The sequence below is a fragment of the Streptomyces sp. NPDC020747 genome (assembly GCF_044334695.1).
GTDB lineage: Bacteria > Actinomycetota > Actinomycetes > Streptomycetales > Streptomycetaceae > Streptomyces.
Genome location: NZ_JBIRTJ010000011.1, coordinates 55,958 through 71,895 on the forward strand (window position 1 = coordinate 55,958; position 15,938 = coordinate 71,895).

Sequence of the window (15,938 nt, forward strand, 5' to 3'; positions counted from 1 at the left end):
GAGCAACACCGCCATTCTCGCCAAAGGGGTGGGATGTTGACGAGGCGTCAGCCTCGCTTGGCGTGCAGGGTCCGCGCGACCTTCGGGCCCAGCCACCGCTTGAGCCTGCGCAGCGCTTCGAGCTGTCCCGCCGCCCGGTCGATCCGGTAGTAGAGCTGCGGGGGAATGTACGGCAGCAGCGGAGAGTGCCGCTGCCCCAGCAGCGCGAACATCTGCGCCGGAGGCAGGTCGATGTAGCGCGGCAGGCTCTCGTACCACTGGGCGCTGTGCCGGGCCGCGCTCTGCACGGACAGCAGCTCCGCCTTGCGCTTCTTCTCGTACGCGACGAGGGCGGGGGCGAGTTCGGGCTCGCTGCTCAGGGAGTGCGCGAGTGCGATGGCGTCCTCCAGGGCGAGGGTGGTGCCCGCGCCGATGGAGTAGTGCGTGGTGTGGGCCGCGTCGCCCAGCAGGACGACGTTGCCGTGGGACCAGGCGCGGTTGGTGAGGGTGCGGAAGTTCAGCCACTGCGCGCTGCCGCCGGTGTTCGCCCGGCCGATCAGCCGGTGGCCGTCCAGCAGCTTGACGAACAGCTCTGCCAGGCGGACGAGGCCCTCCGTCTCGTCGGCCCGGTCGAGGCCGAGGCCCGTCCAGGTTTCCGGGGAGCACTCGACGACACAGGTGCTGTGGTCCGCGCTGAACCCGTAGGCGTAGCACCAGATCCAGCCGTGCGGTGTCTCCACGAAGGCGAAGGTGAACGCGTCGAAGACCTTCGTGGTGCCCAGCCAGATGTACTTGTTCCGGCCGAGCCCGACGTCCGTGCCGAAGTGGCCGGGGTGCCGCTCGCGCACCCCGCTGTGGACGCCGTCGCAGGCGACGACCAGGTCGGCGTCGGGCAGTCGGTCCCCATCAGGGATCTCGTGCTCGTACTCGACGCGCACTCCCAGGGACCGGGCGCGCGCGGCGAGGAGGTCCAGCAGCTGCCGGCGGCCGATGCCGAAGCCCTCGTCGCCGTGGTGCGTCGTCGTGCGGTCGCCGACGTGCGCGACCCCGTCGCTCCAGCGGACCGAGTTCTCCCTGACGGCGCGCGCCGACTCCGGGTCGCCCTCATGCAGTTTGTCGAGCAGGCTCCCCCAGTACGTCACCCCCCATCCGTAGGTCGAACCGGCCGGGTTCCGCTCATGGACCGTGATGTCGTGGTCCGGGTCCTGAAGCTTCATCAGGATCGAGAAGTACAGCCCGGCGGGCCCACCGCCGACGCAGGCGATCTTCACACGCACACCCCACTGTTCACTCTGTTCGCTCCGTTCACCCTGTTCGCTCAAGGTGATCAATCGACAGCACAGAGTAGGGGTCGACCGGGAGGCATGCCGTCGTCCCGCGCCGCGTGTCGGACCGGCTCGCCGGTGGTGAAGCGGGCGAACCTGGGCATTCGAAGAGGAGCACCGGACGAGTCGGGGAAGGCCTGATGGACACCAACACATGGATTCTGGTTCTCGCCGTCGCGGCCGTGCTGGCGGTGGCCCTCGGTGCGGCGGTCGTGCTGCTGGTCCGGCTGGTCCGTACCCGGCGGGACCTCCGTCGGGCCGGTCTTCCGACCGGTCCCCGCTGGGTCTTCTGGGGAGCGGTCGCCTATGTCGTGCTGCCGACCGATCTCATGCCCGACCCCGCCTATTTCGACGACATCGGCGTACTGCTCCTGGCGCTGCGGTCCATGCGCGCTTCGGCCGACCCCCTGCGCTGAGGTGGCCGCGGATCTGCTTGGCTGTGTCCCGTCAGGCAGGGACCTCTAGGTCGGGACGATCATGCAGGCAGACATCCATCAAGTCGCCGACGGCATCCATCTGGTACACGGCAGCAACACCAACTGGGTGATTCTCACGGAGGGGGACGCCGTCACCCTCGTGGACACCGGCTACCCCGGAGACCGCGAGAGCGTCCTCGCCTCCCTGTCGGCCGTGGGCAGTTCGCCCGAAGCGGTCGCGGCGGTACTCGTCACGCACGCCCACAACGACCACATCGGCTCGGCCGAGTACCTCAGCCACACGTACGGCACGCCGGTCTACGCCCACGAGGCCGAAGTCCCGCACGCGCGCCGGGACTTCCTCCATCAGGTGACCATCGGGAAGGTGCTGCAGAACGCCTGGCGGCCCGGCGTGGTGCCGTGGGCCGTGCACGCGCTCCGCTCCGGCGGCACCGCGCACGTCCCGGTCGCCGAGCCGCGGCCGTTCCCCGGTGAGGGCGCCCTCGACCTGCCCGCCCGCCCCGTTCCCGTGCACACCCCCGGCCACACGGCGGGTCACTGCGCCTTCCACCTGCCGGACGCGGGAGTCGTCATTTCGGGCGACGGGCTGGTCAGCGCACACCCCACCTCACGCGTGAGCGGCCCGCAGTTGCTGCCGACCATGTTCCACCGGGACCTCCCCGGTGCGCTGTCCTCGCTGGACGCCTTCGAGGCGCTCTCGGGCGACATCCTGCTGCCCGGTCACGGTCCCGTGCACCGCGGTTCCGTGCGCGAGGCGGCCCAGCGGGCCCGGGAAAGGGCCGCCTGACCCCGTCAGGCCTCGGGCCAGGCAGTCGATGCGCCGGGTCATGCGGTCGAGGCAGTCCGGCGTCCAGGAGTCCGCGGATCTGCTGGACACGGTCCACGAGGCGCTCGCCGCAGGAGCGGTATCCGTTCTCGCAGCGCTCGGGGGTGATCAGCCCCTGCTCCTCGTAGTAGCTGATTCCGGTGGTGGTCGTGGTGGCCGCCCGGGCCCATGGGGTCCCTGCCGGGGGCGATCGGTAGTTCTGAGGCTGCGGGCCGTCCGTGGCTTGTCGCGCAGTTCCCCGCACCCCTGAGGGGCGCGACCGGCAGTGCCCCGTAAGGGGCGCGGGGAACTGCGCGCTCAGCCAAGAACCACCCGCGGACAGCAGTCCGCGCTCAGCCCGGGACCGTCAGCCGACGGCAGTCACCAGCGGGCTTCGACCTGCTCCTTGATGCGCCGCTCGTAGAGGTCGGAGATCGCGGCCAGCGTCTCCGTCGACAGCGGCGGCAGCTTGCCCGCCGCCGCGTTCGCACGGGCCTGCTCGGGCGAACGGGCGCCGGGGATGACCGTGGTGACGCCCGGCTGCTGGACGATCCAGGCCAGCGTCAACTGCGCCGGGGTGACGCCCTCCGGGGCGAGCGCGGAGAACTCGGCGGCAGCCTCGACCCCCGTGGCGTAGTCGACGCCGGAGAAGGTCTCGCCCTGGTCGAAGGCCTCACCGTGGCGGTTGAACGTGCGGTGGTCGTTCGCCGCGAAGACCGTGTCCATCGTGTACTTGCCGGAGAGCAGCCCGGAGGCGAGGGGCACGCGCGCGATGATGCCGACGCCGGCCTCCCGCGCAGCGGGCAGAACCCGCTGGAGGGGCTTCATACGGAACGGGTTGAGGATGATCTGGACGCTGGCCACACCCGGCCGGGCGATCGCGGTCAGCGCTTCCTCGCAGGTCTCGACGCTCACTCCGTACGCGGCGATCCGCTCCTCCTCGACCATGGTGTCGAGGGCGTCGAACACCTCGTCCGACGAGTAGACGGGGGTCGGCGGGCAGTGCAGCTGCACCAGGTCGATGCGGTCGACGCCGAGGTTGCGGCGCGAACGGTCGTTCCAGGCGCGGAAGTTGTCGAGTACGTAGTTCTCGGGGACCTGGTCGACCCGGCGGCCCATCTTGGTCGCGACCAGCACATGCAGGTCGGGCCTGCTCTGCACGAAGGTGGCGATGGTCTCCTCGCTGCGCCCGTCCCCGTAGACGTCGGCCGTGTCGAAGAACGTCACGCCCGACTCGGCGGCGGCCTCCAGTACCGCGAGGGCTTCCTTGTCGTCCACGTCGCCCCAGTCGGCACCGAGTTGCCATGTGCCGAGTCCCACGACCGATGCGTGCTGTCCTGACCTGCCGAATTCGCGCTCATCCATGGGGGCAGTCTGGCACCCGGTCCCGGCTTCTCCGGACTCCGCCCCCGTGCGGTGGGCCCGTTCAGGCGACGGCCGCGGTGAGGGCGACCCCGGTGAGGCGTTCGGACTCGGTCCACAGCCAGCGGTTCGTCTCGGTGTCGAGGGCGCGGCGCGTAATGCGGGCGGTGGCCGTCGGGCCGACCAGTCCGAACCTGCCGCCCGGACCGTAGTACGCGCCCGCCGCGGCCTCGGGGCTCGTGGCGGCGTGGAGCAGCGGTTCGGTGCCCTCCTCGACCTGCTGCTTGGGCAGAACGTCGATCGAGGTGAACCGCGCGCGCTTCGGCTTGTCGCTGCCGAGGCTCGCCCCGGCGGTCTGGAGGTTGGTCACCGTGTAGCCGGGGTGCGCGGCCGTGCTCAGCAGGTTCCAGCCGCGCTCGGCGGCGAGGTCCGCCAAGTGCCGGGCCATCATCAGGTCGGCGAGCTTGGACTGGGAGTACGACAGCATGGGGCTGTAGCGGCGGCGCTCCCACTGGAGGTCGTCGAAGGCGATACGGCCGAAGTTCGCGACGCCGCTGCTCATGGTCGTCACGCGGGGTGCCGGTGCGGCGAGCAGGGCGGGCAGCAGTCGGACGGTGAGGGCGAACGGGCCGAGGTAGTTGCTGCCCATCTGGAGTTCGAAGCCGTCGGCGGTGGTCATCCGGGTGGGCGGTGCCATCACACCGGCGTTGTTCACGAGCAGGTCGAGCGGGGTGCCGTCGGCCAGGATCCCGTCGGCGAACGCCCCGACGGAGGCCAGGTCCGCCAGGTCGACGCGCCGGACCTCCAGCTGTGCGTGCGGGTGCCGGGCCAGGATCTCGGCGCGGGCCTGCTCGCCCTTGGCGACGGTCCGCACGGCCAGGACGACGCGGGCGCCGGCCGCCGCGAGGCGGCGTGCGGCCTCCTTGCCCGTGCCGCTGTTGGCGCCGGTGACGACGGCGAATTTCCCGGTCTGGTCGGGGACGACATATGAGGTGTCCACGATGACTCCTTCGGTGTTCGCACGGCACTCCCACGGATAGGAGACCGACGGTCTGTTGCATTTCAAGCTAACAGACCACCGGTTCAATAACAACAGACCGGAGGTCTGTAGACTGCGTGCATGGCAAACACCTTCCAGCGCGCCCGCAGCGAGGAGCAGCGCGCCGTGCGCCGCAAGGCGATCCTGGACACCACGGCCGCGATGCTCGGCGAGATGCCCGTGGCGCAGGTGAGCCTCAACGAACTGAGCCGCCGAGTGGGGCTCGCGAAGTCGAACGTGCTGCGCTACTTCGAGTCCCGCGAGGCCGTCCTCCTGGAGCTGCTCGGTACCGCGTCGCAGGAGCTGTTGGAGCACCTCGACACCGCGCTGCCCGAGGCCGTCGACGCCGACGCGCCGGTGACCGAGCGGGCCGACCGGATCGCCGCGGCGCTGACGGACGCCCTCGCCGAGCGTCCGGTGCTGTGCGACCTGATCAGCGCACAGGCCGCGGTCCTGGAGCGGAACGTGTCGACGGAGGTCGCCGCCCAGTACAAGCGCTCCTCCATCGGGACCGTCTTCGCCCTGGCGGAGCGGGTCCGCACCCACGTGCCCGAACTCGACGAGCGGGACGCCGTACGGTTCATCGCGGGTGCGCTCATGGTGGTCACGGCCGCCTGGCCGCACGCGCACCCGTCGCCCGCCGTGCTCGCGGTCTACGAGTCCGACCCCGAACTGGCGGTCCTGCGCGTCGACTTCACCACGGCCCTGCGCGAGTCGCTCGAAGTCCTGCTGTCCGGCCTGCTGGCACGGGCGGCGGGCTGACGGAACCGGGGATCCGGGCTCAGGAACCCGCGCGCACCCGTGGGACGTTGTCCGTGCGGCGCCCCACGGGGCGGGCACAGAGACCAGCACCCCGACAGGCGGCACGATGAGCGAGTTGGTTCCCGGCGGCAATCTGCCCCTGCCCGGCGGCACCCTGACCCTTCATGTGCCCGGCCCGTTCGACGTGTCCGCGCTCATCACCGACGACAGCGGCAAGGTGCGCGGCGACGGCGACTTCGTGTTCTACAACCAGCCGACCGCACCCGGGGCGCGGCTGCAGGGCGCGACGCTCACCGTGGACCCGCCCGCGCTGCGGTCCGGGGCGAGCCGCGTCACCGTCGTCGTCAGCCCCGCCGAGCCCGGCACCGCACTGGGCCGGCTCCCCGCTCCGACCCTGCGCGTGACCGGCCCGGGCGGCGGTGTCCTCGCCCGCTTCACCCCGCCGCGCCCCCAGCAGGAGACGGTGCTGCTGCTCGCCGAGATCTACCGCCGCGGAACGACGTGGAAGTTGCGTGCCCTGGGCCAGGGGTACGCGGACGGACTCGCCGGGATAGCCCGGGACTTCGGGGTCGAGGTGAGCGAGGAGGCCGACGCGGGGCCAGGGCCGGGCGCGGGCGGTGGTTCCGTTCCGGGGAACTCCGGCGCCCCGGGTGCCAGGAGCCCCGGTGTCGCGACCGCCTTGAACGCCGCGCGTGCCGGACTCGGACGGCTCCGAGGCTCGGGTCGCACTCCGGCCGGGACCACGGGGCGTCCCCCGGCAGGGAGCACCGGACGTTTTGCGCCGCCGCCTGCCGGGAGCACCTCCTGGAACAGTGGCAGCGCTTCGGCCGGAGGGTCCTCTGCCGCCGCTCCCGCCGTCGCAGGGCCCGCCTCCGACGGCTTCCTCCGTCTCGTGAACTCCGCGCGCGCCGCCGTCGGCGGCCCGCCCGTGTCCCTCGACGCCCGCCTCACCGCCGCTGCGCACACACACGCCGCGGGCATGGCCGCGCGGGGCAGCCTGGGCTCCGAGGGCGCGGACGGGCTCTCGGTCTACCAGCGCCTCACCGCGAGCGGTTACGCGTATCTCACGGTCGGCGAGCACCTGGTCTCGGGCCCGCGCGACGCCGCGGAGTTCGTGGAGTACTGCCTGTCCGGAGAGCAGTCCAGGCGCACTGTCCACGACCCGGCGTTCACCGAGGCCGGTGTGGCGTACGTGCCCGACGACCGCTCCGGCACCCTCTACTGGACGGCGTTGTGGGCCCGGCCCCTCACCCCCGGCGGGCTGGCGCAGACGGCCGCCGAGGTGGTGGCGCTCACCAACGCCGAGCGGACCCGGGCCGGTCTGCGACCGCTGGCCGTGGACCCCCTGCTCACCAACGCGGCGCAGGCGCACAGCGCGGACATGGTGGCCCGCGCGTTCTACTCCCACACCTCCCCCGACGGCAGCGAACCCTGGCACCGGGCCGCGGCCGCGGGCAGCACCCGCCGCACCATCGGCGAGAACATCGCGTGCGGCCAGCGCTCCGCCGCCGAGGTCGTCCAGGGCTGGATGGACAGCCCCGGCCACCGCGCCAACATCCTCAAGCCGGACTTCACCCACATCGGCGTCGGCTTCGCGGGCGGCGGCTCGGCGGGCACGTACTGGACCCAGCTCTTCGGCGCCTGACCCGACCCCGCCGGGAATTCTTCGCCGCAGGTCAGCGGCCTGTTAACGATGATGACAACGGTCACCGATGCAGCCTTTGCCGATCTCCGCGAGGTGCGCTTCACTGCGAGGGTCGGACACCGTTTCGAGGGGGACACACATGACCAGCGCGCACCACGACCACCACGGGTCGGACGGGCACGCGGGACACTCACACGGTGTGTCGGCGGACGCGGACCGCCGCTGGCTCGCGATCGCGCTGACGCTGATCACCACGTTCATGGCGGCCGAGGTCGTCATCGGCATCCTGGCCCAGTCGCTCGCCCTGATCTCCGACGCGGCGCACATGCTGACCGACGCCGTGTCCATCGTGCTGGCGCTCATCGCGATGCGACTGGCCGCGCGGCCCGCCCGCGGCGGCTTCACGTACGGCCTCAAGCGCGCCGAGATCCTCTCCGCCCAGGCCAACGGACTCACGCTGCTGCTGCTCGGCGCCTGGCTGGCGTACGAGGCGGTGCGGCGGCTGATCGACCCGCCCGAGGTGGAGGGCGGGCTGGTGTTCGGCACGGCCCTGGCCGGGATCGTGGTGAACATCGCGGCGGCCTGGTGCATCTCGAAGGCCAACCGCTCCTCGCTCAACGTCGAGGGCGCCTACCAGCACATACTCAACGACCTGTTCGCGTTCGTCGGTACCGCGATCGCCGGTCTCATCGTGCTCCTGACTGGCTTCGCTCGGGCCGACGCCATCGCCACGCTGGTCGTGGTGGTCCTCATGTTCAAGGCGGGCTACGGACTCGTACGCGAGTCGGGGCGGATCTTCCTGGAGGCGGCGCCCGCGCACCTCGATCCGGACGGCATCGGCGACCAGTTGGTCGCGCACCCCTCGGTCACCGAGGTGCACGACCTGCACGTGTGGACCATCACGTCGGGCCAGCCCGCGCTGTCCGCGCACGTCCTGGTCGAGCCTGTCTCGGACTGCCACACGGTGCGCCGGGACCTGGAGAAGATCCTGCAGAGCGACCACGAGATCAGCCACACCACCCTCCAGGTCGACCACGCCCCGGCCGAGGTCCTGGAGGTCCGCACCGGGGCCGCCCGCGACGACGCCTCGCACTGCGAGGCCCCGCACGGCCCGGTCCACCGCGACGCGCCGCACGCCCACTGAATCCCGGAGACCTGGGCCCCCGGGGCCTGCTGCGGCAGCGGCTCCTGGAGCGGTGAGAAGCCGGGCTTCGCCGAGGGCAGAACGCGATGACCTCCCCGAATCGCGCCGCGCTTTCTAGGGTGGAGGCGTGAGCAGCCACGCGTCCGACGAAGCCCGTGTCATTCCCCTGCGACCCGTACCGGCCGCGCCGGCGAAGCCGGAGGAGCCCGCGCCCAAGGAGCCGTTGTGGCGTGACGTCGTGGGTGACGTCCTGCGGCGTGAGCGGCTGGCCCAGGAGCGGACGCTCAAGGACGTGGCGGACGCGGCCCGGATCTCGATGCCGTACCTCTCCGAGCTGGAGCGGGGCCGCAAGGAGGCCTCGTCCGAGGTCCTCGCTGCCGCCGCGCACGCGCTGGGGCTCGGCCTCGCCGATCTGCTCGCCCTTGCGCACGGCCGACTCGCGCGACCGGCCCAGCCCCTCAGGTCCCGTCCCCTCACGTCTCAGCCCCTCCGGTCCGGGTCCCGCACCGCGCCCCGGCGCACCGAGGCGCGGTCCCGGCTGGGCGACATCCGTCTCGCCGCCTGAGGCGCGCGGGCCCGAAGCTGCTGAAGCTCTGGGCTGCCGGAGGCCTGAGCTGCTGGGGGGCCTGAGCCCGCCGAGGCTCTGCGGCGGGCGGCGGGCGGGGATGTCGTCAGGCCGCCGCGGGCACCAGCCTCCGGCTGAGCACCTCGTCGGCCAGCCCGTACTCCACCGCTTCCCGCGCGGTGAAGATCTTGTCGCGGTCCATGTCGGCGCGCAGGGTCTCGACGGGATGGTGGGTGTGCAGGGACAGGACCTCCTCGACCTGGGAGCGGATGCGGATCATCTCCTTGGCCTGGAGGCTCAGGTCGGACACCGTGCCCCGCGCACCACCGCTCGCGGGCTGGCCGAGCAGCACCCGCGCGTGTTCCAGGATGAAGCGCCGTCCGGGGTCTCCCCCGGCCAGGAGCACCGCGGCGGTAGAGGCCGCCTGGCCGACGCAGAACGTCGAGATGGGCGTGCCGACGTAGCCCATCGTGTCGTAGATCGCCATGAGTGAAGTGAACGATCCGCCGGGCGAGTTGAGGTAGATCGCGATCTCCCGCTCGGGTGCGGACGACTCCAGGTGGAGCAGTTGCGCGATGACGACGTTGGCGACGCCGTCGTCGATCTCGGTGCCGAGGAAGATGATCCGCTCGGACAGCAGCCGGCTGTAGATGTCGTACGAGCGCTCGCCCTGCGGGGTGCGCTCGACGACGTTCGGGATCGTGTACTGGCTCATGTCAGAGTCCCATCCGTCGCTTCGAGGAGGCCGGGCGGACGTCGTCGAGGGTCTCGACGACCCGGTCGACCATGCCGTACTCCCTGGCCTGTTCGGCCGTGAACCAGCGGTCGCGGTCGCCGTCGCGGGCGATGGTCTCCTCGCTCTGGCCGGTGTGTTCGGCGGTGATCCGCTCGATGGTCTCCTTGGTGAAGTGGAGGTTCTCGGCCTGGATGGCGATGTCGGCGGTGGTGCCGCCGATGCCCGCCGAGGGCTGGTGCATCATGATCCGCGCGTTCGGGAGCGAGTAGCGCTTGCCCGGGGTGCCGACGGTGAGCAGGAACTGCCCCATGCTGGCGGCGAAGCCCATGGCGAGGGTCGACACGTCGTTCGGGATGAGCCGCATCGTGTCGTAGATCGCCAGGCCCGCGTGCACCGAACCGCCAGGGCTGTTGATGTAGAGGCCGATGTCGGTGCGCGAGTCCTCCGCCGAGAGCAGGAGCAGCTGTGCGCAGACGCGGTTCGCGGAGACCTCGTCGACCTGCGTGCCGAGGAACACGATGCGCTGGTTGAGGAGTTGGGCGGCGAGGTGGTCGTCGAACCGGGACGGCGAGGTGTCCCCCTCCTCGGCCCTGGGTTCCAGAGTGCTGCTGAATCGTGCCATCGCTCCTCCTTGTGGTGACGCGGCCACCGATCGCCGCGATGTCTTCACCCTCGGCCCGACCACGGCCACGCGGAAGGAATCTCGGCCCGCAGCAGATTCGCCAACAGCAGAGCACGACGGAGCACCGGAAAAAACGTGCGCCGCGCGAGGGAGCTACTTCGTCACCACCAGTGAGAACTCGTACAGATCACCACGGCACAGCGACTCCCCGTACTCCACGACATGTCCCGTGTCGTCGAACGCCGTGCGTCGTACGAGGAGGGCGGCGGAGCCCTCCTTGACGCCGAGGAGGCGGGCCTGGCGGCCGGTCACGTTCACCGCCCTGATCTGCTGGGTCGCCCGCACCACCCGGACGCCGTGGGTGTTCTGCAGCGCTTCCGACAGCGAGCCCTTGAGGAGCGACTCGTCCAGGCTCGGGAAGCGTTCGGCGGAGAGGTGGACGGTCTCCAGGCAGATGGGGAAGTCGTCGCCGAGGCGCAGCCGTTCGATGCGGTGCAGGGCGGTGCCGGGATCGACGCCGAGGGCCGTGGCGTGGTGCAGGTCGGCTTCCACCACCTCAGCGGCGAGAAGTTCGGCGCTCGGGTGGTAGCCGCGCGAGCGCAGGTCCTCGGAGAACGAGGTGAGCGTCGACGTCTTGGTGATCTGGGGGTGCGAGACGAAGGTTCCCACGCCGCGCACGCTGCGGATGAGGCCGTCCTCGCGCAGCGCCTGGAGCGCGCGCCGGGCGGTCGCTCTGCTGACGTCGTAGCGCTCGGCGAGCTGCCGTTCGGTGGGCAGTGCCTCGTCGGGCCGCATCCGGGCGATGTCGGCCTGGAGCAGCCGTCGTAGAGCCTCGTGTTTGTAGGACTCCGTTTTGTCGGACTCCGTCTCCGGGCCGTCGTCCCTGCGCCTGTCCTTGAGCGTCACAGTCACTCCGCGGTTCGCACGTGTCCGCTAACCCCGAGAGGCGCGGTAACGGGGCATCAGCGTACGCACCACGTCCAGGGTCGCCCCGGCGGTGTCCGCGCCGGGTGTCGCGTTCTCACTCCGTTCAGTGGTCGAGTCACTCCGTTCGGCGGTCCAGCATTCCTCCCATTCGATCAGGGACGCCTCGAACTCCTGGGTCCGGTAAGGGGATCCGGTCTCCAGTGCCCGGGCGATGTGCTCGCACCAGCGTCGCCAGCGCGGGAGGTAGAACGAACCGACCAGGCCGGCCCAGTGCCGGCCCGAGTAGTCGTGCAGCTCGCTGCGGGAGTGTCCCCAGACCGTGAGGACGCGTCGCGCGTTGGCCTCGTACAGCTCGGCCTCGGCAGGGGTGGATGCCCAGCCGACGGCTTCGGCGAGCCAGGTGTTCAGCCGGTACTCGGGGCGGGTGGCCAGCAGTGCGTCCAGGTCCTCGACGGTGGTGAGCAGTTCGGTGGCGGCGACGCGGAAGCGGTCGGTGTCCCGTGCCAGGGCCGCGTCCGCCGCCCGTCGCTGCTGGTCGCACGCCACGTGGGTGAGCACCTGCGCGGTGACGTCGCAGAGGTCCCGGCCGAGCGGGCCCGCGCTGTCCTCCTCCGTCGCCTCGGCGGCCAGGAGCCTCCACGCCTCGGCCAGACCGGGTGGCACGGTGGGTGAGGGTGGCGCCGCGAGGTGCACCGGGAGTTTCGGGCGCAGGTCGCCCTCCAGCGTGGGACGGCAGACGACGACCGACCCCGGTGGTCCGGGGCCGTCCGCGTCGTAGACGGTGGCGTGGAGCAGTTCCCAGGCGCGCAGCAGGCCGGGAGTGCGGCGTCCGTACCGGGCCTCCGCCCAGTTCTCCAGCCACGCTCGTACGTCCTTGACCGAGCCGTTCCAGGCGACGTCGGCCAGTAGCTCGTACAGGACCGGGTCGCCGCCGAAGGCCTCCATGCTCGCACCGACGCCGGAGAGCGAACCGCCTCGTGCGTCGGCGCTCGCCTCGGCGGGGCCGACGGCGATCTCGTCCAGTCTGCCGTAGAGCCCGGGCCGTCCGCCCAGGCTGTGGAGCATGCACCACACCCAGGGTTTTCCCCGGTAGCCGTCGGTCTGCCGCCAGACCGGCTTGTGCTCGGCCCACAGGTCCAGGATCAGCATGCGGTCGTCCGGGATGGCGTCGAGGAAGGCCCGGGTCCGGTCCGGCGTCCAGTAGTCGGCGCGGTAGGAGAAGGGCCATGCCTGGAGCACCCAGGTGGCCTCGTCGTCGACCGCGGTCATGGCGCCGTGCACGGCTCGCGCGACCCGGGCGATGTCGGCGGGGTCGGTCACCGGCGGAACCGTCTCGATGAAGGGATCGGCCGCGTAGAGGTGGTCGGTGCCGAACAGGCGGGTCTGCTCGGTCAGCAGCGCGGTGCCGAACTCCTCGAACAGCGGGTCGCGCGGGTCCAGGACTCCGACCTCGAAGTCCCACCAGGGCAGGGTCGTCGAGCGGGCACCCCGGTCCGCGATCAGTTCGCGGGGCACATGGCCGGAGAAGCCCTGGAGGACCGGGCGCATGCCGAGCGCCCGCTCCCGGTCCAGGATGCGGCGGCCCAGGTCCGCGTGGCCGTCGATCCAGCTCTGCGGCAGTGGTCCGCACCAACTGTCGAGCGAGGCGAGCCAGTTCCACGGGAGGTACGCAGGGCCGCCGAGGAAGCGCCGGGCGGTCTCGTCGTCAAGGCCGGTGCGCAGGAGGGCCTGTTGCCAGGCGGCCTCCGCGCCGGTCATCGCCAGCGGTGTGGTCACGCCGTGCAGCGCCATCCAGTCGATGTGGCGCTCCCAGCGCGCCCAGTCCCAGAACGCCGTGGTGTAGCCGAAGGTGCAGACGTTGAAGTGGTAGCGGTGGAGGTAGGGGGAGGTCGTCCGGGCGGCCGTGCCGGTGCGGGGCAGGCGGTCCGGCAGCCGGGGCACCGGGGCGTCCCAGGTGATCTGTGTCCGGCAGGCGGTTCGCAGATACCAGCGCAGCGCCGAGGCGACCGCGACGCCGCTGGACCCGCGCAGTGCGACCCCGCCCGGTCCGGCGTCGACCTCGAACCAGTCGGGGCTGCCGACGTCGTGCCCGCCCCCTGCGGGCACGACGTCGGCGGTGAACTCCGCGGCTCTGTCCCCGAGGAGCCGCTGGAGAAGTTGTCGGGCAGGCTGATTCTCCGACGCCTGTGGTCCGTACCACATGCGGCTCAGGTTAGGGCGGGTGTGCGGGGCGGTCAAGGAACAAAGCTGTTGTGACAGCACACTTGTCCGGAGGACTGGGCAGCCGCACGGCCCTCTGGTACGGTCCACAGCCACGCAGACGGGCGCCCGCGGTCACGCGGACGGCCCCAGCAGCCAAGCAACCGGCTCCCGCTCGACACCCCAGGTGGTCTCGACACGATGAACGCCGATCTCGCCTACTTCGCCGCTCTCCAGGAGAACCTCACCGCGCTGGCCACCGCCGAGCGGCCCGCCATCGAGCGCGCCGCCGGTGCCATCGCGGACAGCATCGCCGCCGGAGGTGTCGTCCACTACTTCGGCAGCGGCCACTCTCAACTCGTCGCGATCGAACCGCTGTTGCGCGCGGGTGGCCTCGCGCCGGTCAATGTGATCGCCGACCCGGCGCTGTCCCCCGCCGCCCCTCGCCACGCGGGCGCGGCCGAGCGGGTCGGCGGCTACGCGGCGGCGATCCTGAGCACGGCGGACATCCGGGACGGCGAGGTGGTGGTCGTCGTCTCCAACTCCGGCATCAACGCCGTGCCGGTCGAATTCGCCCTGGGTGCCCGCGCATTGGGGGCGACCGTCGTCGCCGTCACCAGCCGGGCCCATTCGCTGGGCGCCGAGTCCCGGCATGTCGACGGGCGGCGTCTGCTCGACGTGGCCGACATCGTCATCGACACGCACGGCCGCCCGGGTGACGCGGTGGTGCCGCTGGGCGACCTCACCGTGGGGGCCCTGTCGACCGTCGTCGGGGCGGCGATCGTCAACGCCCTCACCTGCCGGGCCGCCGAACTGCTCGTCGAACTCCACGGCCAGGAACCGCCGTTGATCGTCAGCCAGAACACCGGCGGAGACGCCGAGCGCCACAACAACGCCCTGCTGGAGAAGATCAGGGACCGCTGCCCACGGGGCTGACGCACCGACCCTCACACCCAGACGCCGAGACGCCGAGACGCCGAGACGCCGAGATTACGCAAGGAGGCCGATGATGGAGAGGACACACCGGGTGCGCCGCCGCGTCGCGGCGACGGTCTGTGCCGCCGCCCTCGTGCTGCCGCTCACCGCCTGCGACGCGCTGACCCCCGGGAGCGCGGCCGCGGTGCCGGGTCCGCGCAGTGTGCCGTCGTCGACCGCCGTGCCGGACGGGGACATCACCCTGCGTCTGCAGTTCGCCGACGCCCCCTTGATGGTCGACGCGCTGATCGCCGCGTTCGAGAAGGAACACCCCAACATCAGTGTCGAGCCGCAGTACAAGACGTTCTCGGACTACGTCCAGAACCTGAAGCTCACCATGACGTCCGACACCGCCCCCGACATCGCGCAGTACGCGGTCGGCATGACCGATCTCGCGGCGGACGGCCACATCCTCGACCTGGCGCCCTATCGGGAGGCGTACGGCTGGGACAAGGCCATTCCCCCGGTCAGTCTCGACCAGTTGACGGCGGGTCAGACCAGTGAGGCCACCGGCGGGCGTGCCCTGTTCGGGGTTCCGGCCGGTCTGTCGATGACCGGCATCTACTACAACAAGGAGCTCGCGAAGAAGGCCGGGATCGACGGGCCGCCCAAGACGGTGGCGGAGTTCGAGGACCAGCTCGCCGCGGCCAAGGACGCCGACCTGACGCCGCTCGGTGTCGGCGCGCTCGACTCCGGCGGCCTGCACCTGTGGGCCGCGCTCCTCAACCAGCTGATGCCGACGGACGACTACTGGGACTGGGTCAACGGCACCAAGGGCGCCACCATCGAGACGCCGGCCGCCGTCACGGCGAGCAAGCTCGTCATCGACTGGGGCCGCAAGGGCTACTACAACGACTCCGCGAACGGCACCGCGCAGGTCGACTCCACCGCCCAGTTCGCCAAGGGCGACAGTGTCTTCCTCATCAACGGCAACTGGGCGGCAGGGCAGTTGGCGACCGTCATGGGAGACAACGTGGGCTTCTTCCCGATGCCGGGCGAACAGACCTCCGCCCCCACCGTGGCCTCGGGCTTCAGCGTCTCCTACGCCGTCGCGTCCAGGACCGAACACCCCGAGGCGGCAGGCGCGTTCCTCGACTTCCTGACCACTCCCGAGGCCGGCCAGATCATCAGCGACAACGGCTTCATGCCGCCCAACCCCGACGCCGTGAAGAAGCCGGAAGGCGTACTCGCCGACATCGCGGAGGGTCACCGCAGGGCGGTCGCCGACGACGGCATCACGACGTTCCCCGACTTCGCCGCCCCCGCCATGCTCGACCGGCTGCGCTCCGGCGTCCAGAAACTCATCGCGAACCGCATAGATCCCTCGGACTACCTCGACTCACTTCAGGACGAGTGGGAGGAACACCATGCCGAGTAGGCCGCCGGTACAACAGCCGCCGGACGTCCGGGTTCCAT

Annotated in this window: 15 protein-coding genes and 1 pseudogene; 8 read left to right on the forward strand and 8 right to left on the reverse strand. The window is 71.3% G+C overall.

The genetic code is table 11. The features are described from left to right. Positions 1-47: 47 nt before the first annotated feature. Positions 48-1,250, reverse strand: a complete 1,203-nt coding sequence (locus ACH4YP_RS27330) for an FAD-dependent monooxygenase (RefSeq protein ID WP_361061484.1) — start codon at positions 1,248-1,250, stop codon at positions 48-50. A gap of 194 nt (positions 1,251-1,444) precedes the next feature. On the opposite strand from ACH4YP_RS27330, the gene ACH4YP_RS27335 reads away from it, so the two are divergent. After that, a complete protein-coding gene (locus tag ACH4YP_RS27335) occupies positions 1,445-1,720 on the forward strand; it encodes a YkvA family protein (RefSeq protein WP_143634018.1) in 276 nt (91 codons plus the stop codon). A 61-nt stretch (positions 1,721-1,781) separates the two neighbouring features. Next, positions 1,782-2,528, forward strand: coding sequence for an MBL fold metallo-hydrolase (locus tag ACH4YP_RS27340; RefSeq protein WP_398493054.1), 747 nt, complete (start codon positions 1,782-1,784; stop codon positions 2,526-2,528). Positions 2,529-2,577: 49 nt separating this feature from the next. Here the strand turns inward: ACH4YP_RS27340 and ACH4YP_RS27345 are convergent. The 3 genes and pseudogenes from ACH4YP_RS27345 to ACH4YP_RS27355 form a co-directional block, all read right to left on the reverse strand. Then, positions 2,578-2,811: pseudogene (locus ACH4YP_RS27345) on the reverse strand (MerR family transcriptional regulator); the annotation flags it as partial. A 116-nt stretch (positions 2,812-2,927) separates the two neighbouring features. After that, entirely contained in the window at positions 2,928-3,911 is a 984-nt protein-coding gene (locus ACH4YP_RS27350; RefSeq protein WP_398493056.1) for an aldo/keto reductase, read from the reverse strand. A 61-nt stretch (positions 3,912-3,972) separates the two neighbouring features. Beyond that, complete coding sequence (locus ACH4YP_RS27355; RefSeq protein WP_398493058.1) at positions 3,973-4,908, reverse strand: SDR family oxidoreductase; 936 nt, start codon at positions 4,906-4,908, stop codon at positions 3,973-3,975. Positions 4,909-5,028: 120 nt separating this feature from the next. Here ACH4YP_RS27355 and ACH4YP_RS27360 point away from each other — a divergent pair, with 120 nt between their 5' ends. The 4 genes from ACH4YP_RS27360 (at position 5,029) to ACH4YP_RS27375 (ending at position 9,063) form a co-directional block, all read left to right on the forward strand. Then, positions 5,029-5,709 carry a TetR family transcriptional regulator gene (locus ACH4YP_RS27360; RefSeq protein WP_398493060.1) on the forward strand — a complete coding sequence of 227 codons (681 nt, stop codon included), beginning with the start codon at positions 5,029-5,031 and terminating at the stop codon, positions 5,707-5,709. Positions 5,710-5,815: 106 nt separating this feature from the next. Next, positions 5,816-7,354, forward strand: coding sequence for a CAP domain-containing protein (locus ACH4YP_RS27365; protein ID WP_361072166.1), 1,539 nt, complete (start codon positions 5,816-5,818; stop codon positions 7,352-7,354). Between the two features lie 139 nt (positions 7,355-7,493). Continuing rightward, positions 7,494-8,498, forward strand: a complete 1,005-nt coding sequence (locus tag ACH4YP_RS27370; protein ID WP_398493062.1) for a cation diffusion facilitator family transporter — start codon at positions 7,494-7,496, stop codon at positions 8,496-8,498. A 127-nt stretch (positions 8,499-8,625) separates the two neighbouring features. Continuing rightward, on the forward strand, positions 8,626-9,063 hold the full coding sequence (locus ACH4YP_RS27375) for a helix-turn-helix transcriptional regulator (RefSeq protein ID WP_361072172.1): 438 nt from the start codon (positions 8,626-8,628) through the stop codon (positions 9,061-9,063). A 106-nt stretch (positions 9,064-9,169) separates the two neighbouring features. Here the strand turns inward: ACH4YP_RS27375 and ACH4YP_RS27380 are convergent, their stop codons facing one another. The 4 genes from ACH4YP_RS27380 to ACH4YP_RS27395 all read right to left on the reverse strand — a co-directional run bounded on the left by ACH4YP_RS27380 (position 9,170) and on the right by ACH4YP_RS27395 (position 13,550). Then, a complete protein-coding gene (locus tag ACH4YP_RS27380; protein WP_398493064.1) occupies positions 9,170-9,778 on the reverse strand; it encodes a ClpP family protease in 609 nt (202 codons plus the stop codon). A 1-nt stretch (position 9,779) separates the two neighbouring features. Continuing rightward, complete coding sequence (locus ACH4YP_RS27385; RefSeq protein ID WP_361072178.1) at positions 9,780-10,421, reverse strand: ATP-dependent Clp protease proteolytic subunit; 642 nt, start codon at positions 10,419-10,421, stop codon at positions 9,780-9,782. A 153-nt stretch (positions 10,422-10,574) separates the two neighbouring features. Continuing rightward, positions 10,575-11,327 (reverse strand): GntR family transcriptional regulator, encoded by a 753-nt coding sequence (locus ACH4YP_RS27390; RefSeq protein WP_361072181.1) that lies wholly within the window; start codon positions 11,325-11,327, stop codon positions 10,575-10,577. Positions 11,328-11,354: 27 nt separating this feature from the next. Continuing rightward, complete coding sequence (locus ACH4YP_RS27395; RefSeq protein WP_398493067.1) at positions 11,355-13,550, reverse strand: alpha-N-acetylglucosaminidase; 2,196 nt, start codon at positions 13,548-13,550, stop codon at positions 11,355-11,357. 198 nt (positions 13,551-13,748) lie between these two features. Between ACH4YP_RS27395 and ACH4YP_RS27400 the strand changes: the two genes are divergently transcribed. Beyond that, positions 13,749-14,483 (forward strand): sugar isomerase domain-containing protein, encoded by a 735-nt coding sequence (locus tag ACH4YP_RS27400; protein WP_361057152.1) that lies wholly within the window; start codon positions 13,749-13,751, stop codon positions 14,481-14,483. Positions 14,484-14,553: 70 nt separating this feature from the next. After that, the gene (locus tag ACH4YP_RS27405; RefSeq protein WP_398493069.1) at positions 14,554-15,900 is read left to right on the forward strand and encodes an ABC transporter substrate-binding protein; all 1,347 of its coding nucleotides are present in this window, start codon (positions 14,554-14,556) and stop codon (positions 15,898-15,900) included. Positions 15,901-15,938: the final 38 nt, after the last annotated feature.